The 20541-nt window shown below is 59.4% G+C and carries 19 protein-coding genes and 2 pseudogenes; 13 read left to right on the top strand and 8 right to left on the bottom strand.

Annotated elements, in window-relative coordinates; genetic code table 11:
• Positions 1 to 92 precede the first annotated feature (92 nt).
• Positions 93 to 1115, bottom strand: a complete 1023-nt coding sequence (locus ACFSQT_RS10905) for a DUF5681 domain-containing protein (protein ID WP_379018389.1) — start codon at positions 1113 to 1115, stop codon at positions 93 to 95.
• A 22-nt stretch (positions 1116 to 1137) separates the two neighbouring features.
• On the opposite strand from ACFSQT_RS10905, the pseudogene ACFSQT_RS10900 reads away from it, so the two are divergent.
• Positions 1138 to 1581 (top strand): annotated as a pseudogene (locus tag ACFSQT_RS10900) (transposase); the annotation flags it as partial.
• A 218-nt stretch (positions 1582 to 1799) separates the two neighbouring features.
• Positions 1800 to 2375, top strand: a complete 576-nt coding sequence (locus tag ACFSQT_RS10895; protein WP_379018387.1) for a shikimate kinase — start codon at positions 1800 to 1802, stop codon at positions 2373 to 2375.
• 165 nt (positions 2376 to 2540) lie between these two features.
• Here ACFSQT_RS10895 and ACFSQT_RS10890 read toward each other — a convergent pair whose 3' ends face one another.
• Together ACFSQT_RS10890 and ACFSQT_RS10885 are read right to left on the bottom strand one after the other, a co-directional pair.
• Positions 2541 to 3506, bottom strand: a complete 966-nt coding sequence (locus tag ACFSQT_RS10890; protein WP_379018385.1) for a DUF5681 domain-containing protein — start codon at positions 3504 to 3506, stop codon at positions 2541 to 2543.
• The gene (locus ACFSQT_RS10885) at positions 3496 to 4851 is read right to left on the bottom strand and encodes a site-specific DNA-methyltransferase (protein WP_379018383.1); all 1356 of its coding nucleotides are present in this window, start codon (positions 4849 to 4851) and stop codon (positions 3496 to 3498) included. Before ACFSQT_RS10885 ends, ACFSQT_RS10890 begins: the two co-directional genes overlap by 11 nt.
• A 348-nt stretch (positions 4852 to 5199) precedes the next feature.
• Here ACFSQT_RS10885 and ACFSQT_RS10880 point away from each other — a divergent pair, with 348 nt between their 5' ends.
• Positions 5200 to 5658 carry a Ros/MucR family transcriptional regulator gene (locus tag ACFSQT_RS10880; protein WP_379018381.1) on the top strand — a complete coding sequence of 153 codons (459 nt, stop codon included), beginning with the start codon at positions 5200 to 5202 and terminating at the stop codon, positions 5656 to 5658.
• Positions 5659 to 5774: 116 nt separating this feature from the next.
• Here ACFSQT_RS10880 and ACFSQT_RS10875 read toward each other — a convergent pair.
• Positions 5775 to 6718, bottom strand: a protein-coding gene (locus ACFSQT_RS10875; RefSeq protein ID WP_379018015.1) for an IS630 family transposase whose coding sequence is annotated in 2 segments (ribosomal slippage) — positions 5775 to 6382 and positions 6382 to 6718 — 945 coding nt in all. Because the reading frame shifts where the segments join, the coding sequence is not laid out codon by codon here.
• Between the two features lie 285 nt (positions 6719 to 7003).
• Positions 7004 to 7954: an NAD(P)-dependent oxidoreductase gene (locus tag ACFSQT_RS10870; protein ID WP_379018379.1), complete on the bottom strand. Its 951-nt coding sequence runs from the start codon at positions 7952 to 7954 to the stop codon at positions 7004 to 7006.
• 977 nt (positions 7955 to 8931) lie between these two features.
• Here ACFSQT_RS10870 and ACFSQT_RS10865 point away from each other — a divergent pair.
• Positions 8932 to 10001 (top strand): IS630 family transposase gene (locus ACFSQT_RS10865; RefSeq protein ID WP_095088284.1). Its coding sequence is split into 2 segments (ribosomal slippage): positions 8932 to 9418 and positions 9418 to 10001, totalling 1071 coding nucleotides; the frame shifts between segments, so codons are not numbered across the junction.
• A gap of 203 nt (positions 10002 to 10204) precedes the next feature.
• Here the strand turns inward: ACFSQT_RS10865 and ACFSQT_RS10860 are convergent.
• Positions 10205 to 10417 (bottom strand): alkylphosphonate utilization protein, encoded by a 213-nt coding sequence (locus ACFSQT_RS10860; RefSeq protein WP_379018377.1) that lies wholly within the window; start codon positions 10415 to 10417, stop codon positions 10205 to 10207.
• Positions 10414 to 10671, bottom strand: coding sequence for a hypothetical protein (locus ACFSQT_RS10855; protein ID WP_379018375.1), 258 nt, complete (start codon positions 10669 to 10671; stop codon positions 10414 to 10416). Before ACFSQT_RS10855 ends, ACFSQT_RS10860 begins: the two co-directional genes overlap by 4 nt.
• 55 nt (positions 10672 to 10726) lie before the next feature.
• On the opposite strand from ACFSQT_RS10855, the gene ACFSQT_RS10850 reads away from it, so the two are divergent.
• Both ACFSQT_RS10850 and ACFSQT_RS10845 read left to right on the top strand, forming a co-directional pair.
• Positions 10727 to 10999: a helix-turn-helix domain-containing protein gene (locus ACFSQT_RS10850; RefSeq protein WP_379018373.1), complete on the top strand. Its 273-nt coding sequence runs from the start codon at positions 10727 to 10729 to the stop codon at positions 10997 to 10999.
• A 135-nt stretch (positions 11000 to 11134) separates the two neighbouring features.
• Positions 11135 to 11890, top strand: a pseudogene (locus ACFSQT_RS10845) (YoaK family protein); the annotation flags it as partial.
• A gap of 41 nt (positions 11891 to 11931) precedes the next feature.
• Here ACFSQT_RS10845 and ACFSQT_RS10840 read toward each other — a convergent pair.
• Complete coding sequence (locus tag ACFSQT_RS10840) at positions 11932 to 12678, bottom strand: spermidine synthase (RefSeq protein ID WP_379018371.1); 747 nt, start codon at positions 12676 to 12678, stop codon at positions 11932 to 11934.
• Positions 12679 to 12878: 200 nt separating this feature from the next.
• Here ACFSQT_RS10840 and ACFSQT_RS10835 point away from each other — a divergent pair, with 200 nt between their 5' ends.
• Genes ACFSQT_RS10835 through ACFSQT_RS10805 form a run of 7 tightly spaced genes read left to right on the top strand, consistent with a single transcriptional unit; the run spans position 12879 to position 20351 of the window.
• Positions 12879 to 13193, top strand: coding sequence for a helix-turn-helix domain-containing protein (locus ACFSQT_RS10835; protein ID WP_379018369.1), 315 nt, complete (start codon positions 12879 to 12881; stop codon positions 13191 to 13193).
• Positions 13190 to 15211, top strand: a complete 2022-nt coding sequence (hyfB, locus tag ACFSQT_RS10830) for a hydrogenase 4 subunit B (protein WP_379018367.1) — start codon at positions 13190 to 13192, stop codon at positions 15209 to 15211. Before ACFSQT_RS10835 ends, hyfB begins: the two co-directional genes overlap by 4 nt.
• Positions 15202 to 16158 carry a respiratory chain complex I subunit 1 family protein gene (locus ACFSQT_RS10825; protein WP_379018365.1) on the top strand — a complete coding sequence of 319 codons (957 nt, stop codon included), beginning with the start codon at positions 15202 to 15204 and terminating at the stop codon, positions 16156 to 16158. Before hyfB ends, ACFSQT_RS10825 begins: the two co-directional genes overlap by 10 nt.
• Positions 16158 to 16820, top strand: a complete 663-nt coding sequence (locus ACFSQT_RS10820; RefSeq protein ID WP_379018363.1) for a hydrogenase-4 component E — start codon at positions 16158 to 16160, stop codon at positions 16818 to 16820. The genes ACFSQT_RS10825 and ACFSQT_RS10820 overlap by 1 nt, the downstream gene beginning before the upstream one ends.
• The gene (locus ACFSQT_RS10815; RefSeq protein WP_379018361.1) at positions 16817 to 18268 is read left to right on the top strand and encodes a hydrogenase 4 subunit F; all 1452 of its coding nucleotides are present in this window, start codon (positions 16817 to 16819) and stop codon (positions 18266 to 18268) included. The genes ACFSQT_RS10820 and ACFSQT_RS10815 overlap by 4 nt, the downstream gene beginning before the upstream one ends.
• Positions 18269 to 18273: 5 nt before the next feature.
• Positions 18274 to 19800: a hydrogenase large subunit gene (locus ACFSQT_RS10810; RefSeq protein ID WP_379018359.1), complete on the top strand. Its 1527-nt coding sequence runs from the start codon at positions 18274 to 18276 to the stop codon at positions 19798 to 19800.
• Positions 19801 to 19811: 11 nt separating this feature from the next.
• Entirely contained in the window at positions 19812 to 20351 is a 540-nt protein-coding gene (locus ACFSQT_RS10805) for an NADH-quinone oxidoreductase subunit B family protein (RefSeq protein WP_379018357.1), read from the top strand.
• The last annotated feature ends 190 nt before the right edge of the window (positions 20352 to 20541 follow it).

Below are 20541 nucleotides of genomic sequence, written 5' to 3'. Positions count from 1 at the left end.
CCAGCGCGAGCCGAGGCGTGAAGCTAAGTAGACCTGCGGCTCCAGCGCGAGACCAAAGCAGGCCGGCGCTATGTTCTGTCGACGGCCCTGCGTCATTCAAACACAAAGCCTCTCTCCTCGAAAAACTCTCGTGCCGTTTCATCGAAATGACCGTTGGCAATCGCATCGATTTCCAGATGGCCGTCTCCCGCAGCTGCCTGCAGATCGAGCATCAGCGTAAGCTTCTCCACCGCCCATCCAAGACTGGGAAAGAGCTGCCCGCGCTTGAATTTCTTACCCAGCTTGCGCCATGTCGAATAGACCTCCTTGAGGAGCCACCGTTGGGGATGGCGAGAATACAGGTCGACCTTGTAAATCATCACCGCTTCGGAAAGCCTCAGTCTTGGTGGCAAAGACCGGTTCATCATCCTTGCAACCTCGTAGGCTGCTCCGGGCCCCGATCGCGGATCATCGTGTCTGAGGTCGGGCATTAACCGTTCGTCCAGAGCTGCCTGGAGAATGAAGGCATGTCGGTAGTCTATTGTACTCCGTGTTTTCCTGGCGCTTTCCTCGTCAAAAGGCCCGATGATGCGCGCGCCGCTCTCGTCGTCGAGGATGATGTCGTCGGGGTGCGGTACTATAATAGGTTCGCTCTCACCTTTTGCCTTTGCTTCGGCAATGAGCTCACGGGCAACCCGTTGGTAGGTCCGCCAATAATCGCGGGATTCCCTGATTTCTCGAGCTTTGACTTCGTCGGCTCTTTGCAACCAATCCCCTATTAGGCCTTGAGAGCGAGCATTGCCTTTTAGGGCGTTGGCATAAACCGAGTGTACAAGCGCCGCACGTGCGGGAACCTCTGTGATCTTGCCACCCTCGCGCATAGTAACCTTTTTGTCGGCGCCTTTGAGCACGGCTTCAAGCATCGGTTGCTCAGCAAGCGACAGATCAGGCAGTGCCTTACGTGGTCGACCTCTTGGGTTTGGCGAGGGGGCGCCTTTCTTGAAACGCGTATGTTCTGGCGGACTGCCGTAGCCGGCGCCGAAGATGATGCGTTGCGTGATCTCGTTCTGAAGATCCTGGCTGAGCTCGACCGATTTTGCCTTCTTGGAAGTGCCCTTTCCCTTCTCAGCGGACATTGGAACGCCTCCGTTTCGAGACGCCAAAGTCGAGTGGCACCCGGGCGAGCTATGTCCCCGCGTCGGCTTCATCGTCACCAACCTGTCTCGCCCGGCCGAGCGGGTTGTCGCCTTCTACAATCAGCGCGGCACCTGCGAGCAGTGGATCAAGGAAGGCAAAGGCGCGATCAAGTGGACACGGTTGTCGTCCCGGACGTTCACTGCCAATGCCGTGCGGCTTCAGCTTCATGCGCTCGCCTACAATCTCGGCAACTTCCTGCGCACGCTGGCAACGCCGGAGCCGATAGACGACTGGTCGCTGACCAGCCGGAGGGAGAAGCTGATCAAGATCGGCGCCAAGCTCGTCAGCCACGGCCGCTATGTCGCCTTCCAGATGGCCGAGGTCGCCGTGCCGAGGATGCTGTTCGCCGAGATCCTGCGACTGATCGCCGAACTGCGGCCGCGCCCTGATCCAGCGCCGGCGTGAGCGGCCCGGTTGTCATGCCTACCAACGGAAACCACGGGACAGATACGCCTTGTGAAGACGAAATCGACATCCCTGGCATGGAAAGCACCGTCGCCACCCACGTCGTCGCAAGGCAGCCCCGGTGGCGACGAGGTGTCGACGGTCTGGGCTTGCCAATGCACGCACATGGTGACAATTTCACCGCAACAAGCCGATCATCGGGTGGATGCCGGTTTAGAATGACACGTTTGGTGCTGATAGGGCCGATCTGCTCCGGCAAGTCCACGATTGCGGAGCGCCTCTCCGACCGTTTGTCACTGCCCAACATCCCCCTCGATCTCGTACGTTGGGGATACTATTACCAGATCGGCTATGACCGGCGGGAAGAGAGGCGGCGTGTCAAGGCAATGGGCTGGCGTGCACGTTTCGACTACTGGAAACCGTTCGAGGCGTATGCGGTGGAGCAGGTGCTTCTCGACTATCCGGATACGATCATCGACTTCGGCGCAGGTCACTCAGTCTATGAGGACGACGTGCTTCTGGCGCGCGTCCAGACCGCGGTCAAGCGCGCATCACATGTCGTTTATCTGCTGCCCTCGCCAGATATCGAGCGCTCGCTGGACATCTTATGCGCCAGGGCTGAGGTACCGGAAGACGAAAGGGCGAATTTTGTCGCATTAAACCGGCCGTTCCTGGAGCACCCGTCAAACGCGTCACTGGCGACGGCAACGTTCTACACCGATGGCTACAGTGTCGATGAGACCTGTGAGCAGATTGCCCGCATACTCGACAGCCAAGCGCCGCCGGTGAGTTAATCGCTTGCACCTATCGAACCGGGACATCACAAGCATGGCTCAAGGCCAAGTGCTACGACGTCGGCCATTTCGATATCGTTGGCGTCCAGCGCGAGCGGGCAAGCCAGCAATCGCCCTTATGGCCGATAAGGGATCAAATGTCTCGAAAACGCGCGACGCTAGAGGTCAATGCAGCCCTCGTCGCTCCATGAAATCCAATGCCGCATGGTCGAACTCGCCTCTCGCCATGGCGTCGACGTCGAGATTCCCAGCTTGGACCTCCTGATACATTGCACCGAAATCCTCGAACCATTTTTTTACGACGCGAAGGTCAAGTGACAGGTAGCCGCGCTGTCGAGGGCGTCCGATCTTGCGCCAGGCAGTGAACAAAAGCTTGAGCAACGTTCGCTTTGAAATACCCTCGTATTTGAACTGCCTGTGAATCCACTCGATGTCAGAGAGCCGCAGACGAGGTGGGATGGCCTTCTCCAGAAGCATCGCCATCACCATTGCGGCCCCAGGATCATTGAATTGCCGGCCGTCTGGTCTGTGGGTCGATTTGTGATCAAGCGCATCCTGCATGATGAGCGTTTCCCGCAGTTGCAGTGCCCGCTCCAGTTCCCGTTGCTCATCCTCATCGACTGGCCCCACAAACCTTGGACCTGTGTGGGGGTCAGTGACGATATCATCTGGATGGGGGAGGAAGCTTGGGGCGGGCTCACCTCGCCGCTTCGCATCTTCGAGTTGAGCCGTCTTGGCGGCCTTATACCATTCCCATAGTTCGTTTCGTTGCCGCATTTCCCGCGCGTGGGCTTCGTCGGCCCTTGTGATCAAGTCCGATACCAGCCCCTGCGAGCGGGCATTGCCTTTGATGGCGTCAACGAAAATTTTCTGTGCGACAGCGTCCCTAGCAGACAGCTCAATCGGCTTGCCGCCTTCGATCATTTGGATTTTCTTATTCGCTGCCTTAAGCACCGCACCCAGCATTGGCTGCTCCGCCATCGATAGATCCGGCGCCGCTCTTCGCGGCCGCCCTGCAGGGTTGCCGGAGCGTCCCTTTTCGAAACGTGTTGCCATTGGCGGCTTACCATAACCGGTTCCGAATAAAACCTGGCGCTTGATGTCGTCATTGCCATCGCCCTCAGCCGACATTGGATTGCCTCCGCATCGAGGTTTCCTCATCCCAAGAACCGGAGCGCCCTCGTCGCGATTCCGCCACAGCTTCGAACGGGATACTACCTTCAGCAAGAACGGCCGCTTTCCCGGTGTAGCTCTGCCAGCGTGTTATGATGGTGTCGCAATAGGCCGGATCATATTCGATAAGCCTGGCTTGCCGCCCACAGCTCTCGGCGGCGATAAGCGTACTGCCGGAGCCGCCGAATAGATCGAGCACGATCTCGTTGCGCCGCGAACAGTCCTTGATCGCGTCGGCGACCAACGCGACTGGTTTTACAGTCGGATGCATGGCGAGCTCATCCATGCGGTTGGCGCCGAGGCTGCTGATGCCGGCATAGTCCCAGACGTTGGTCCGATATCGACCCGTCTCGCCAAGGCCAAAACTGTTGGTGTGGGGAGCAGTGCCGATCTTGAAGACGAACACCAGCTCATGCTTCGAGCGATAGAAGCTGCCCATGCCGCCGTTCGACTTATTCCAAACACAGAGGTTCTTGAGTTCGGTGAATGCCGCCTGCCCTGCATCGAGAAGCTCGCGCATATGGCGCCAATCCATGCAGACAAACGCGATCGCGCCATCCTTGGAAACGCGGGAGGCATTGGACAGCGTCACCGTCAGAAACTCGGTGAATTCGGCATTGCTCATCTCGCCAGAAGCGAACGCAAACTCACGATGCCTGACAGAACCAAGGCCGCCGACATTGCCGTCGATGGCAACATTGTATGGTGGGTCGGTGAAGATCAGGTCGGCTGTCTCGCCACTTATTAGGCGAGTGACGTCATCGCTCGATCGGGCATCACCGCACAGCAAGCGATGGCGGCCAAGCAGCCAAAGGTCACCCTGCTTCGAGACCGCCTCGCCTGGAAGTTCGGGAATGAGATCGGCAGCATCATTTGCGTCCGTGGAAGCCGATTTTGCCTGGTCGAGTGTTAGGTCGATTTCCGCCAGCGAGAAGCCGGTCAAAGTCACATCGAAATCAATGTCGATCAGCGCCTGCAACTCAATCGCCAGGATCTCCGTATCCCAGCCTGCGTTCAGCGCAAGCTTGTTATCGGCAAGAATATAGGCGCGACGCTCGTCAGCATTGAGATGCGAAAGCCGCAGCGTTGGTACGGCGACAATTCCAAGCTCCTTGGCGGCCATGACCCGCCCGTGGCCTGCGATGATCTCACCGGCATCGCTCACCAGGACCGGATTGGTGAAGCCGAAGCGCGAGATGCTTTCGGCAATTTGTCGGACCTGCTTTTTGGAATGCGTTCGAGCGTTACCGGCATAGGGCCGAAGGGCCGCAACGGGCTGCATTTCGATCGATGGGGAATTCATCTCTAACTATCCGCTCGGCTGATTACATAGTAGATGCGGAAATGGAGACGAAGGCGGCGGCAAAAATCAAGGCTTACTGATCAAAAACAGAGCCAAATGGATGATTTTTACTGTATTGCCCGTTTAATACCGATTTAAGAACACCTTTCGGCCACATTTAATGAGTGCAATTGTTGCACTCATTTCAAAAATGCGACCCAGGTCGAATCACTCGGCGATCGCCAGGCGCAAATGATTGCTCTTGGGCTCGAGCAATTAGCCGACCAATGATGGTGTTGGTCGTTCTGCCTTGCGACCGCAGTGTTTTTCAGAATAGTAGCGCCGGGGCAAAATTGATGGAGATGAAGTTTGACCGACGAAACCAGCGCAGAGAAAACCGCTCTTCTTGAACTAACCGCGGACATCGTTGCCGCTTACGTTCAAAACAATGCAACCCCAGTGGCGGGACTGCCTGACCTGATCTCCACCGTAAATTTTGCACTTTCCGCGCTGATCACGCCCATTGCCGCACCGGAACCGGTCCAAACACCAGCGGTCAATCCCAAGAAGTCTGTGTTTGCCGACTACATCATCAGCCTTGAAGATGGCCGCAAATACAAGTCGCTGAAGCGTCACTTGGGCGCAACCTACGGTCTCACGCCCGATGCCTATCGGGCAAAATGGGGGCTGGCAAAAGACTACCCCATGGTAGCGCCGAGTTATTCTGCAACGCGATCCGCGATGGCGAAGACCATTGGCCTTGGCCGCAAGGCCGCCGCCGTGCCAGCGAAGCAGGCGCCTGCAAAGCTTAAGGCCAAAGCCAACTAGCGATCTAAGCCCCAGGGATCAGCAGCTACAGCAAGTCGCCCAACCGTGAGGGTGGGCGACGACGCCTCTCGCTGCAGTCTCTGCAATCCGACAATCTCAACTAGAGCACGTCCGGTTTAATCTGGGTCATAACCTGCGGCCTTGAAGTAGTTCTGGCATTCGGCTGGGGTGAAGAGGTCGACGAGCGATCCGACGGCGGTCCACAGGGCTGTGATTGTCCTCTCGGCTTTGGCCCGCATAAGAGCCTTGAGTTTTGAGAAGGCGTTTTCGATCGGATTGAAGTCGGGGCTGTAGGGCGGCAGGAACATGAGCCTCGCGCCGGTCGTCTCGATTGCATCGCGAACGCCGGCGGCCTTGTGGGCGGGAAGGTTGTCCATCACGACGATGTCGCCCTCCGACAGGGTCGGGACCAGCACCTGCTCGACATAGGCCAGGAATACGTTGCCGTTCATGGCGCCGTCATAGACGAACGGGGCGGTCATGCCCGTCAGCCGCAGTGCGCCGGTGAAGGTGGTGGTTTTCCAATGGCCGTGCGGCACGCCCGCCCGGCAACGCTCACCGCATGGCGCACGGCCCCGCAGCCGGGCCATCTTGGTCGATAGTCCAGTTTCATCGATGAACACCAGCTTTGCCGGATCGAGATCGAGTTGGCCGTCGAACCACGCACGACGGCGCTTCAGGATGTCGGGACGATCCTGCTCCAGTGCATGTGCGGACTTTTTTTGAACGTCCAGCCGTGCCGGCCAAGCCAGGCGCTTAAGGCGCTGCGACTGATCCGAGCCGATCGCTCGACCGCCAGCCGCTCTACCATCTCGTTCAGCGTGATGTCCTTGCGCTCATCGATCAACCCCACGATGAAGGCTTTATGCGCATCGAGGCTGGACGCGCGTCGACGGCCTTGCGGCCGCGGCGTCCGCTCGCCGATCTTCGCCCGTGCGATCCACCGGATTGCACTCGATATGCCGACGCCGAACCGCGCCGCCGCCTGCCGGGCAGACATGCCCGCGTCCGAAGCCTTCAAGACCCGCGATCGAAGATCGTCGCTCAGTGCTCTTCCCATCATCCACCTCATCAAAGTGGATGTTGAATCACCCGCGAAGCCCGACGTCACATCACAATCGATTCATTGATCGCGGGACGTGCTCTAAAGCGTATCCGGCAGCCCCAGATTCGCGATGAGGGTCCGAAGCCGCGTTCGGATGCACGAAGACCGTCCGCCGTTCCGATTCGTCGAACAGAAGGCTCAATTGGGAGTCTAGAGATGCATTGGCAGTGACGCAGGCGCTGATGTCCGCGCTTCATGAAGATCGGAACGTGCTAAAGTGGGTAAAGACGCTACTTCGATTCAATAACCCCGTTCTAGGTCGATCCTATTGGACAGAGGCTCTCCTCTTGCGACTTGACCGCAGAGATCGGCGGCCTGGTCGATTCCAGAATCCACCCAGAAGCTCGCGACATGAGGTGTGATGGTCACCTTAGGATGAACCCACAACGGCGATGAAGCCTCCAGCGGTTCACGCTCAAACACGTCAAGACAAGCACCAGAAAGCTGACCTTCGTCGAGAGCGCGGATCAGGTCGGCTTCGTTGACATGCGCGCCCCTGCCGACATTCACAAGGTAGGCACCTCGCTTCATTTTTCCAAAGGCACTGGAGTTCAGTATCCCACGAGTGTCACCAGTCAGGGGAAGTGAACAGATAACGTAGTCCCGACTTGCGAGTGCGTCCGCGAGCTGGGCACGGCCAAAGTAACTATGTATACCAGGAAGCGTCTTTTGATGACGAGACCAGACTGCCGTGTCGTAGCCCAAGTCCGCAAATATCTTGGCGGCCCAACCACCGATCCGGCCCGCACCCAGCACAACAATTCTAGTCTCGGAGATCTTCTGCGGCGCGATCGGATTCCACAACTTGCGGGCTTGCAAGCTCATGTAATCGGCAACATGCCGTTGCTGGCAGAGAACGCGAAGGACGATGTACTGCGCCACTTCCGAAGCCTGCTCACGCGTTGCGAGCCTAATGAGCGGAACACTCTTGGGAAAGCTCTGAAGATCAATCCCCTCGACACCGGCCCCTAAATAGACGACGGCGCTTAGCCCAGTCATGGCGTCAAAAAAGCCAGGACGGGCGCCCTTGTCGATCAGCACAATATCTATGTCACTTTCGTTCCCGGCGTCTGGCCAAAGCCTGAACTCCAGCTGCTGCACACGGGTCTTCAGCTCAGCAGCCCATACTTGTGCATCAATGTAGTCAGGATACTCATTGACCATCAGAACGGTAATGGACTCGCCGAACACTTTGCCCCTCCCAGATTCAGGTAATTAGGCATTCACCGAGATGAAACACCTCGACGCCGTGGTTTAACAGGGCTGACGGGCTCCGGTTTTGCGTCCATGCTTTTGGTCGAACGCTGATAGAAAAGCCCGAAGGCCAGGAGGAAATATCCAACTTGCAAAATAATCAACGTGAGTGCGGTCCAGGCGAGCGCTTTCCAGCCGGACCCCGTTGCTATGTAAGTCCAGATCACCACAACGGTCGACGTGGTGAACATCCCAACCAAGAACCGCAAAAGATGCATCGTGCTCATTACCTGAGGCGGCGTAAGTCATTGCTAATTTAGCAACAGCTTACGTTATAAGTCGAGCTGTTTCTGGAGATGATCCTCGCGGGCTGGAATGAACCCCTGCTTCATAGTCCGACAATCACATCCCAGCTTATCGCACCCCGTTTTCGGGAAAGAGCAAACCGTTCCCGACTTTCTTCACTGCGCAACCGCTCTAGGACATCCGGTTCCCATCAAACGACAGCGCGTTCCCGGACAACGACAATTTGATCCCACCTAATGACAATCGCACACCGGATAGCGACAACGGATTTCCCTGTTAAATCATCGCCGACGGTAGAATTTGCCTGATACCTGGTCGAATTTGCCTGATAGGTAGCGCTGGGAATTTTCCCCTAAATAGCTAAAACCGCACGATAATATCGCTCTTCCATACCTCGCAAATCGAGCGTTTCGCGGGACTTCCCTGTTTTTTGCCTGTTATCAGGGAATATCAAACGGAGACTGGTTCGCCAGTGACTGCTCGGTTCACCAATCTTTTCAAGGGCTTGACGAGGAGCCCGCCGTACTTTTCCAGGATTGGCTGTGCGATATTAGTACGGCGAACTTTGTAGATCCTGTAGCTTATACTAAAGGATCTGACGGCTGACTCTCTTGGGATACCGGAGTGAGCGGAACCGTGATTCCATTGGGGCGAGGAGGATTCGCGCCATGGGATCAGCGATCAAGATGCGGACGGACTATTCGGCAGCCGAGTTGCGGCGGCTGGCCAAGAGTTCGAAGGATAGCAAGCAGAGCCGTCGGCTGCTGTCGTTGGCAGCGGTTCTCGACGGGATGAGCCGTGAGGATGCGGCCCGGGTCGGCGGCATGGACCGGCAGACCCTGCGGGATTGGGTTCACCGTTTCAACGACGCTGGTCCAGACGGCCTCGAGGACGCCTGGAACGGCGGGCCGGAGCCGCGCCTGTCGGTGTCGCAGAAGGCGGAACTGGCACGGATCGTCGAGACCGGGCCGGACCGGGCCGTCGACGGCGTCGTGCGCTGGCGGCGCATTGATCTCCAGAGGCTCATCAAGGAACGCTTCGGCGTCGACTATCACGAGCGCTACGTCGGAACGCTTTTGAAGCAGCTCGGCTTCTCCCATATCAGCGCCCGGCCACTTCATCCGGGCCAGGACGGCGAGATCGTCGAGGCGTATAAAAAAACTTCCCGCGCACGCTGAGCGCCCATCTGGCCGACCTGCCCAAAGGCAAGCCGGTCGAGATCTGGTTCCAGGACGAAGCCCGCATCGGCCAGAAGAATGGCATCGTGCGGCAATGGGCCAGGCGCGGCACGCGGCCCCGTCAGCCGGCCGACCAGCGCTACAAGAGCGCCTATCTGTTCGGCGCCATCTGCCCGGCGCGTGGCATAGCAGCCGGGCTGGCGCTGCCCTTCGCCGACACGGAGGCCATGCAACTTCATCTCGACGAGATCAGCCGCCATGTTGCCAGGCGCGCTCATGCCGTTCTGCTGCTCGACCGCGCCGGCTGGCACACCACCGCCAAACTGAAAGTGCCCAAGAACATCACGCTAATCTTCCTGCCGCCCCGCGCGCCGGAGCTGAACCCCGTCGAGAACGTCTGGCAGTATCTGCGCCAGAACTGGCTCTCAAATCGCGTCTTCGAAGGCTACGACGCCATCATCGACGCCGCGTGCGGGGCCTGGCGCGAGCTCATCGAACGACCAAACACCATCACATCAATCGGAATGCGCGAATGGGCTCACGTCGGTCAATCAAATTGACCGTTGGTATTAGGCGCATCCCGAAAGGTAGAAAACGGACAAGATCCGCTGCGAAGCGGGGGCTACGCACAAATTGGGGGCAGGTCGCGGGTGCTCCTATCACCTTTGCCTCTCTTGGATCCAGCCAGCGCGCAAGCGCGTCGCCGACGGACGCTTCTTCGGGCACCTCGCGCCGGGGTAAAGCCCGATTGGGATGGCTCCCCCTACGCTTTCTTCAAAAACTCCGTCCGCAGAACAAGATTTTTGACCTTTTCCGCCCGACACTCGACCTCATCCTCGTTGGCCGTGAGGTGGATGTTCTTGATCAGCGTTCCGCGCTTCAGGGTGACGGACGTGCCCTTGACTTTGAGATCCTTGATGAGCGTAACGGAATCCCCTTCGCTCAGCGGAGCGCCATTGCTGTCTTTGACCTTCATGATTTTGCTTTCTGTCCTTGTGGGTCGAGCTCGTTGAGAAGATCGACGAGTTCCTCGGCATCCTGCTGGTTCATTCCAATGATGGTTCGGCTGCCCATCTCGGCGGGCCGGCCGGTCCGAGCGTCATTGACGGTCCAGGTGCCGGCCGGCTCCTGAAAGGATTTGTAGCGTTGAGTCATGCGGATACGATAATCGCCGAGGTTATTTGTGCCAAGGAGCCGATCAATATTTTTCGCTTTGTATTGATGTTTCATACGTCAATGATACCATGGTGAATATCATTTCTCATATTCAGACACTGATGCCTTGATGATCACCGCTTCCCAGCTTCGTGCTGCCCGCGCCCTTCTCAACATCGACCAGAAAACCCTGGCGGAAATGGCAGGCATCTCGCTGCCGACGATCCAACGAACGGAATCCAGCCAAGGCAATGTGCGAGGCGTTGTCGATAGCTTGATGAAAGTGATCAACGCGCTGAACCGCGCCGGCGTCGAACTTCTCAGCGAGCATGTGCGTAGCGACGATGGCGGCCGTGGCGTCAGGTTCCGGCATCCGGATACGCTGTTGGGCAGGCCAGACTAGATCATACAAGGCACACCTCCGTGCCACGCATTCACCATCCCCTCGTCTTCCTTGTCTCCAGAAACACCCAATGAGCCTCTCCCGGCGCGTCAGCTTGCGGTCCCGCTTTTCCGCAAGGAAAGGCAAAGTTCGCTCATGATCCTCTATCTACGTCGACTAGCCGGGAAGGAGCGTAGCGACAGGACCGACCGGCACCTCGCTCGTTTCCTGACCTTTGTCGCGGGGGCGGCCAATGCTGGCGGATTTCTGGCCGTCCAACAGTACACGTCGCACATGTCAGGCATCGTTTCGTCGATGGCGGATCACCTGGCACTCGGCAACGTCGAACTGGTGCTTTCCGGATTGGGGGCCTTCCTGTCGTTTGTCGCAGGTGCGGCCTGTTCAGCGATGCTGGTCAATTGGGGACGACGGCAACATCTAGAGAGCGAGTATGCGTTTCCGCTTGTCCTGGAAGCGATCCTGCTGATCTGTTTCGGTCTGCTCGGCAGCCATCTTGCACGTCACGAAGCGCTGTTTGTGCCAATGACGGTGATGCTGCTTTGCTTCATCATGGGCTTGCAGAACGCCATCATCACCAAACTATCGGAAGCCAGAATCCGGACAACGCATATCACCGGCCTGGTGACCGACATGGGCATCGAACTCGGCAAACTGCTCTATTGGAACATGTCACCGAATGACTCGGACGAACTGTTCGTGAAAGCAGACCGGAGGAAGCTGCGACTGCTTGCGTCGCTTGTTGCATTGTTCTTTGTCGGCGGCGTCATCGGCGCCGTCGGTTCCAAGCAGGTCGGCTTTGCGGCGACGTTGTTTCTTGCAGCCATTCTTATGGTGCTGGCCTCCATGCCAGTCCTGGAGGATGTCTCTGTCCGCGTGAGGCGGCTCTGGCGGTAGCCCGACAGGCTTTACGACATGCCAGAGTTCGCCACGCGCTATGCGGCCCGTCGTGGCACATGCCAAGGCCTGAAGGCCAACTGGCCAAGGTCATCCGCGATCTCGTCCGCTGCAACCGACGGCGGGATCAACAATACTGGTTGGACGAGATCCCGCACCTTGCCTGCCATGACGAGCGCGTTGCGATCCGGAGTACCGCGAGTGTCGAGCAGTCTCACATCCTCCCAGACATTGCCAAGTTTTGCAGCGACACGATCCGGCATGATGTCAAGGTCGTGGCGGGCATGAACGTTACCGATCAGAATGCCGCAAGAATTCTTGAGACGTGTCTGCGCCAGACCGAAGAATGTCTCGGCGCACAAGTGATCCGGAATGCGCCGCCCGGAATATGCGTCCAGAACGATAGCGTCGTAGCGATGACGGCCGGCGCGCAAAAAATCCCGTCCATCGGAGACGCAGCAGCGAACCCCACGAGGTAGCCCAAAGTACTCCTGGGCGATCTGGAAAGCCTTTGGGTTGATGTCGACGATCGTAACACGCACGCCAACTCTATCGAGCATCGTGCCCAGGCTGCCGCCACCACAACCGATCATCAAGACATCGGACGCTTGCGCCTGTGCGAGAAGACCAAAGATCGCGTGTATGTAGGGCACCACGCTGACGCCATTCGGGTCGCACTCGCTTTGATAGCAGCCACCCTGGCGATAGATAAACGAACCTGAGACCTTGGTTCGCAGAACCTCGATGTTACCGAAATCGGTATGATATTTCGCAACCCGGATCATGACTTCGTCACCAATGCCTAAGTCCGCCGCTCGGGCGGCTTCACGAACTTCCCTTCTGTCAGGAGCTTACATGGACGCTCCGTCATTGCAGCATGCTGCGCAGATGGGTCACGCATCATTATTTGAATGCTCCACATTTTAATATATGCTGCAAGGCGTAGAGATAATATCTCAAAGCTGATCAAAAAGGGGATGCGACCGTGATAACTGCTCCACAGTTGCGTGCCGCGAGGGCGCTCCTTGGCATCGACCAACGCAGGCTTGCCGAATTGTCAGGGCTTTCCGTGCCGACAATTCAACGTATGGAAGCCAGCGAGTCGATTATCCGGGGTAACGTCGATTCTCTCATGAAGCTGATCGGGGCACTTGACCTCGCCGGCGTCGAATTGATCGCTGAAGGCGCCTCCAGCCAAATCGGCGGGCGCGGCGTGCGGCTGAAAGCGGATTTTGACCCCGCCAAAATTCTAGGCGGGGTCAACGCGGACGCCAAATTCCCCGTGAGGAGTGTGGCGTGATTTCGGGGGCCGCGGTCCTCCTGTGGGGCGTTGCTGCGCTCCTGGGGACTGCGGTGCTTGCGATTGCGGAAAGCCGCAGACCGGGCTCGGGAACGGGCTTGATCTACGGCTTGACGCTCGGCATATCGGCGGCCGTGCTCCTGGTTCTCGCGAGCCGCATCGCCGATGATCCCGTCACCCCGTCGACCGCCGCGTTGCCTCTTGGGCTGCCTTGGATTGGGGCTCATTTCCGCTTGGATGCGCTCTCGACTTTCTTCCTTGTCGTCATCAACTTCGGCGGCGCCATGGCCAGCCTTTACGGTCTCGGCTATGGCCGGCATGAGTCTGCGCCGCACCGGGTGCTGCCGTTCTTCCCTGCTTTCCTCGCCGGAATGAACCTGGTCGTGCTCGCGGACGACGCCTTCACCTTCCTGCTTTCCTGGGAATTCATGTCGCTTGCCTCCTGGGCGCTCGTGATGGCGCACCATCGCGAACAGTACAACGCGCGGGCGGGCTACATCTATCTCGTGATGGCGAGCTTCGGCACGCTGGCGCTGCTGCTTGCGTTCGGTCTGCTGGCTGGCCCGAGCGGAAACTACACGTTCGAAGCGATGCGCGCCGCGTCCTCCACCCCGCTCGTCGCTGCTTTCGTCCTGGCTCTCATGCTGCTGGGCGCCGGCTCCAAGGCTGGCCTCGTACCGCTGCACGTTTGGCTTCCCCTCGCTCACCCAGCCGCGCCAAGCCACGTCTCGGCCCTGATGAGCGGGGTGATGACCAAGGTCGCCATCTATGGCTTCATACGCGTTATTTTCGACCTGCTCGGCGAGCCGGCATGGTGGTCGGGCGTTGCCGTGCTTTTCCTCGGCGGCCTGACGGCGGTTCTCGGCATCCTCTACGCGCTGATGGAAAATGACCTGAAGCGGCTGCTTGCCTACAGCACCATTGAAAACGTCGGCGTCATCTTTGTGAGCCTTGGCCTTGCGCTGGCCTTCAAGGCGAACGCGATGCCATCGGCTGCGGCGCTGGCGCTCACCGCCGCGCTATTCCACGTCCTCAACCATTCCTTTTTCAAGAGCCTGCTGTTTTTCGGCGCCGGCGCCGTGCTGACGGCAACCGGTGAGCGGGATATGGAGAAACTGGGCGGTCTCATCCATCGCATGCCCTTTACAAGTTTTGCCTTTCTTGTCGGCTGCGTCGCGATCTCGGCACTCCCGCCCTTCAACGGGTTCGTCTCCGAATGGCTGGCCTTTCAGGCCATCCTGCAGAGCCCGGATCTGCCGCAATGGGGCTTGAAGGTAATGGTGCCGGCCGTTGGCGGTCTGCTGGCTCTGTCGACGGCACTGGCTGCAGCCTGCTTTGTAAAGGCGTTCGGGATCACATTCCTCGGCCGGCCGCGCTCGGCCGTGGTGGAACTGGCGCACGAGGTCGACCGCTGCTCGCTGACGACAATGTTTATCCTCGCGGCCCTATGTCTGCTTGCCGGCATCGTTCCAGGTCTTGTCATAGACGGCCTATCATCGGTGACACTCCCGCTGATTGGCAGTCGAATGCCTGTGCAGATGGCGCAGCCTTGGCTGTCGATCGTGCCGATTGCAGCGAGCCGCAGTTCCTACAACGGCCTGCTGGTGTTTCTGTTCATCGCCTTTTCCGCATCCGCTGCGGCCTATGCGATCCACCGCTTCGCGTCGCACGCGCTCCGTCGGGGTCCCGCCTGGGGTTGTGGCTTCCCGGATGTAGTCCCAAGCTCGCAGTACACGGCCGTCAGCTTCGCGCAGCCTATACGCCGCGTCTTCGGCACGTTCGTATTCCGTGCAAGGGAAACGGTCGAAATGCCGGCGCCTGGCGAAACCGGCCCGGCTCGTTTGCATGTCGAAATGCATGATGTGATCTGGGAGGCGCTCTATCAGCCTGTCGCCAGGGCCATCGATTTTGCGACCGACCACCTCAATCATCTGCAGTTCCTGACGATCCGGCGCTACCTGACCCTCGTCTTCCTCTTTCTCATTGTCTTGCTGTTGGTCCTCGCACTATGGCCCTGATCATTGAGTTGGCCGTTCAAGGCGCGCAGATGGCGCTGGTGCTTTTGCTGGCGCCACTCCTGACCGGCTTCGTGCGTAAGGTGAAGGCGAGACTGCTACGGCGTCAGGGACCATCCCTGATCCAACCCTACCGCGATCTCCTGCGGCTGATGCGCAAGGAAGTCGTCCTAGCGGACAACGCATCCTGGCTGTTTCGCGTGACACCCTATCTGATCTTTGCCGCTACCTGGGTCGCCGCCGCACTCATCCCGACATTCGCTACCGGCCTCACCTTCAGTTGGACCGCCGATCTGATAGCCATCGTCGCACTGCTTGGAAGCGCTCGGTTCTTCCTGGCGCTGGCAGGCATGGACGTCGGCACGAGCTTTGGCGGCATAGGCGCGAGCCGCGAGGTCATGATCGCTTCCCTGGCCGAGCCTGCCATGCTGCTGATCGTGTTCAGCCTGGCGCTCGTTGCCGGAGCAACGCAGTTGTCCACGGTCGCCGCCTTCATGGGCTCGCCGCAGGTTGGCCTGCGGGTATCGCTCGGGATGTCGCTCATCGCTCTCGTGATGGTGGCGGTCGCCGAAAACGCCCGCATTCCGGTGGACAATCCGTCGACCCATCTGGAACTCACCATGGTTCACGAGGCGATGGTTCTGGAATATTCGGGGCGCCATCTGGCGATGATCGAGTTTGCCGCCTTCCTCAAGCTTCTGCTGTATGTGTCGCTGATCGCTTGCGTCTTTCTCCCCTGGGGGCTGGCCGGTGCCGTAGCAGGACCGAAATCATTTGTTCTGGGTGTCGCGGCCTATCTCGGCAAGCTTGCCGCCTGCGGCATTCTGCTTGCCGTCTTCGAGACCGCCATCGCCAAGATGCGCGTCTTCCGCGTCCCGGATTTCCTCGGAGCAGCGCTGATGCTGGCCCTGCTCGGCACGCTGCTGCTGTTCGTCTCGCGGAGCCTCTGATGAACGGCCTCACCTTCGACATCGCTCATCTGCTCGCCGGCGGCCTGGTGCTGGTCAGTTTCATGATGCTGTACCAGGACCGCCTCTTTGCGCTGATCAACGTTTTTGCACTTCATGCAATCGTGCTTGCCCTTTCTGTAGCCTGGCAGGCCTACATTCAGGACGCGCATCATCTATACGTCACGGCGGCAATCGCCCTCATTTTCAAGGCGATCGTCATTCCCGTCGGACTTCATCGCATCATTCAGCGGCTCGGCATCCATCGCGATATAGAGACAGCCGTTGGGATCGAGCCGACCATGCTTGCGGGAATAGGTCTGGTGGCCCTGTCCATGGTCCTGATGCTGCGGGTCACGCCCGACGCCGACCCTCTCGCCCGCGAGGATCTGGCCTTTGCGCTGTCGATCATACTGCTGGGTCTCCTGGTGATGGTCACCCGCCGAAATGCCGTCAGCCAGGTTGTGGGATTCATGTCGCTCGAGAATGGCCTGGTACTTGCCGCCACGGGGGCCAAGGGCATGCCGCTGGTCGTCGAGATCAGTGTCGCCTTCTCGATCCTGATCGCCTTCATCGTCATCGGGGTCTTCCTGTTCCGCATCCGCGAGAGGTTCGACTCGGTGGATGTCGGCGCACTTGACGACTACAGGGGAGAACACCGTTGACCGCGTTTTCCCTTGATGCGGTGGCCGCCGTCCTGCTGATACCAGTCGTCGCGGCAGCCCTTCTGGCGGTCCTGCCGAACTACAGGGCGACGGCGCACCTGAATGTCGTTGCGAGCTTCCTGACCCTGCTTGCCGCATTGTCGCTTTTCGTCACCGACCGTCCCCAGCCGGGACAGTATCTGCTCGTCGATGATCTCAACATCGTTTTCATCGTGCTCAATACATTCGTCGGCTTCACGACCAGTGTGTTCAGCGCCTCCTACATTGCGCACGAACTGGAGACCGGTCGGCTGACCGCGCCAAACCTTAGATTCTATCACGCGATGTATCAGATCATGATGTTCGGCATGAACCTGGCATTCGTGTCGAACAATATCGGCTTGATGTGGGTGGCGGTGGAACTCGCCACGCTGACCACCGTGCTCATGGTCGGCATCTACCGCACGCACGAAGCGCTGGAGGCGGCCTGGAAGTACTTCATTCTCGGAAGCGTCGGCATTGCGCTAGCGCTCTTCGGCACCATCCTCGTCTACATGGCCGCACAGCCGGTTGTCGGCGAGGGAACGGATGCGATGGTCTGGACCGTGCTTATCGAGCATGCGGCGCGCTTCGACCCGGCGCTGCTAAACGTCGCCTTCATTTTCCTGCTGCTCGGCTACGGGACGAAGGTTGGCCTTGCCCCGCTGCATGCCTGGCTACCCGATGCCCACGCGGAAGGCCCGACGCCTATTTCCGCGGTGCTGTCGGGCTTGCTGCTCAACGTCGCGCTCTATGCCGTGCTGCGCTTCAAGCTGCTGCTCGCCGCAAGCCCGGATGCGATTGCGCCTGGGCCATTGATGATCGCGATGGGGCTGACGTCGCTTGTTTTCGCGGCCTTCATGCTCTACCGCCGCCGCGACATCAAACGTCTGTTCGCGTACTCCTCTATCGAGCACATGGGCATCATCGTGTTCGCTTTCGGCATGGGTGGCCCGCTCGCCAACTTTGCCGGGCTGCTGCACATGGTGATGCATAGCCTGACAAAGTCGGCGATCTTTTTCACCGTTGGACATATTACCCAGGTCAAGGGAACACAAAACATAGCCGAAATCCGGGGGCTGACGGAGACGCATCCGGCGCTTGGCTGGGCGCTGGTCATCGGCGTCGTTGCTATCGCCGGCCTCCCTCCGCTCGGCATCTTCATGAGCGAATTCCTGGTTGTGAGTTCGACATTCGCAAGACACCCCCTTTTGGCAATCCCGTTGGTCTTCGGGATCCTTCTGGCTTTCGGCGCCCTGCTGCTTCGGTTGACCGGCGTTGCTTTCGGCGAACCGTGCGGCAGCACGGCGCCCGCCGAAGCGTCCTATGTTCCAATGTATTCCCACCTGGCACTGGTGTGTGCCGCCGGCATCTATCTGCCACCGCCACTGGTCACATGGTTTCAGCATGTCGCAAGTATCCTGGGGTGAAGCGGATGAAGAAAGGAAGCACTCCCCCACTGGTCGACCTCATCCTTGCTGGTAAACGTGTCGAACATCATTTTCCTTGGTCGCGCGCCGTGGTGGTTCCGAAAATCTGGAACCTTGCGGTCGAGCAACTCGCCGAGGGCCGCTTGAGCCTGCTCGGTCTTTGGGGGGAACCGGAGACCGTCCACATGGCGCTTCTCGATGCCGCTCGCGACATTGGTGTCATCAGCCTGAAAAGCCCCGGCGGCCGCTACCCATCGGTCGGCCAACGGCATCCGCCCGCTTTGCGGCTCGAGCGCGCCGCCGCGGACCTGTTCGGGTTGCTGCCGCAAGGGCTTCCCGATACCCGTGGCTGGCTTGATCATGGCCATTGGGGGGTCAGTCATCCCTTAGCGACACGGCCACAGCCTCCGGCCGCGGCGTCTTCCTACCGCTTCCTTGCCGCGGAAGGCGACAGCCTCCACCAGATTCCGGTCGGGCCCGTGCATGCCGGCATCATCGAGCCTGGGCATTTTCGTTTCACCGCCAGCGGCGAAACGGTGGTGCGGCTGGAAGAGCGTCTCGGCTATGTTCACAAGGGCATAGAAGGTTTGATGGCGGGTTCGCCCATCGATCGCGCCGCCGCACTGGCCGGCAGGACCTCTGGCGACAGCACTGTGGCCTATTCGCTTGCCTTTGCGCGCGCGGTCGAAGCAGCGCTCGGTGTCGAGATCCCGGCGCGTGCCCTCTGGCTGCGGGCGCTGATGGCCGAGTTGGAACGTGTTGCCAATCATCTCGGCGATATCGGCGCCATCTGCAACGACGCCGCCTTCGCAATCATGCATGCCCATTGCGGCGTGCTGCGCGAACGCGTTTTGCGCGCCAGCGAAGCCGCCTTCGGCCATCGCCTGATGCGCGATTGCATCGTGCCTGGAGGGATGGTCAGCGACCTGCGCGAAGAGGGAGAGCGCGCGGTTCGGTCGGTGATCGCCGAGATCAGGCAGCGCTTCCCTCGCCTGGTCGAGCTTTACGACAACACAGCGTCGCTTCAGGACCGGACCGTCGCTACGGGCCAGCTCAAAGCGGACCTCGCCCGGCAATATGCCGCCGGCGGCTATGTAGGTCGGGCTTCCGGCCGGGATTTCGATGCGCGGCGCAATCCAGGCTACGCTCCCTATGACGAACTCACCTTCGACGTACCTCTCCTTCAGGAGGGTGACGTGAACGCCCGCCTCTGGATACGCATCCACGAGGTCGAGCAGAGCTTGTCGCTAGTCGAACAGATTCTGGATCGACTGCCGGAAGGGCCGTTCCATGGTCATGTTTCACACGCGGACGGACCGCGTGAAGGCATGGCGCTGGTCGAGGGTTTTCGCGGCGATATATTGGTCTGGCTGCGCATTGGCGAGGGCGGCCTGATCGAGCGCTGCCACCTGCGTGACCCCTCATGGTTTCAGTGGCCGCTTCTCGAAGCGGCGATTGAGGGAAATATCGTCGCCGACTTCCCGCTTTGCAACAAATCGTTCAACTGCTCCTACTCCGGCCACGATCTCTAAGGCATTCTGTCATGCGCAAGCACCTCTTCGAAGGCCTGACACGGACCCCTCTTACCGAGCCTCCGCCCGAGGCGAGCCAGACGGCGATCGGCGAACTCGCCCGCGCGCTGGACGGCGCTGCCCGCAAGCGGCTGGGCCGTAGCCTGTCGATCCGGGCGGTCGACGCCGGTTCCTGCAATGGTTGCGAACTCGAAATGCACGCGCTGAACAATGCCTTCTACGACGTCGAACGCTTCGGAATCCGGTTCGTCGCGTCGCCGCGCCATGCCGATATGCTGCTTGTCACCGGGCCGGTCACCAAAAACATGCGCGAGGCATTGAAGCGGACTTATGAGGCGACTCCCAACCCCAAATGGGTGGTCGCGCTTGGCGACTGCGGCAGGGACGGTGGCTGTTTCGCCGGCAGCTACGCAGTCGTGGGCGGCGTGTCGGAGGTGCTGCCTGTCGATCTGCACATTCCAGGCTGCCCGCCATCGCCAATCGAAATTCTAAAGGGATTGCTGGCATTGCTCGAGAGGGTGAACGCAAAGACCGGTGCCCCCCAAAATTGATATCGACACTTCGCTCTTCTGGTCGGCTGGTCGCCGCTCACTGGTTGTTTGGCCGAGTTCTGCCCTTGGAGCGTCGCCGAAGGGCAGTGAGCTGTTGTCGCCCTACAAAGAGACGTAGAGCCCAACCACGGGATTCTCAGCTAATTTCTTCGCGCGCCCGTTCGGATAAGGTTGCAACAACTCGACCATC

Origin of the sequence: Mesorhizobium calcicola (assembly GCF_042682105.1) — a bacterium.
Classification (GTDB): Bacteria; Pseudomonadota; Alphaproteobacteria; order Rhizobiales; family Rhizobiaceae; genus Mesorhizobium; species Mesorhizobium calcicola.
Note: the sequence above shows the minus strand (reverse complement) of the source record. Positions and strands in the feature narration are given on the sequence as shown.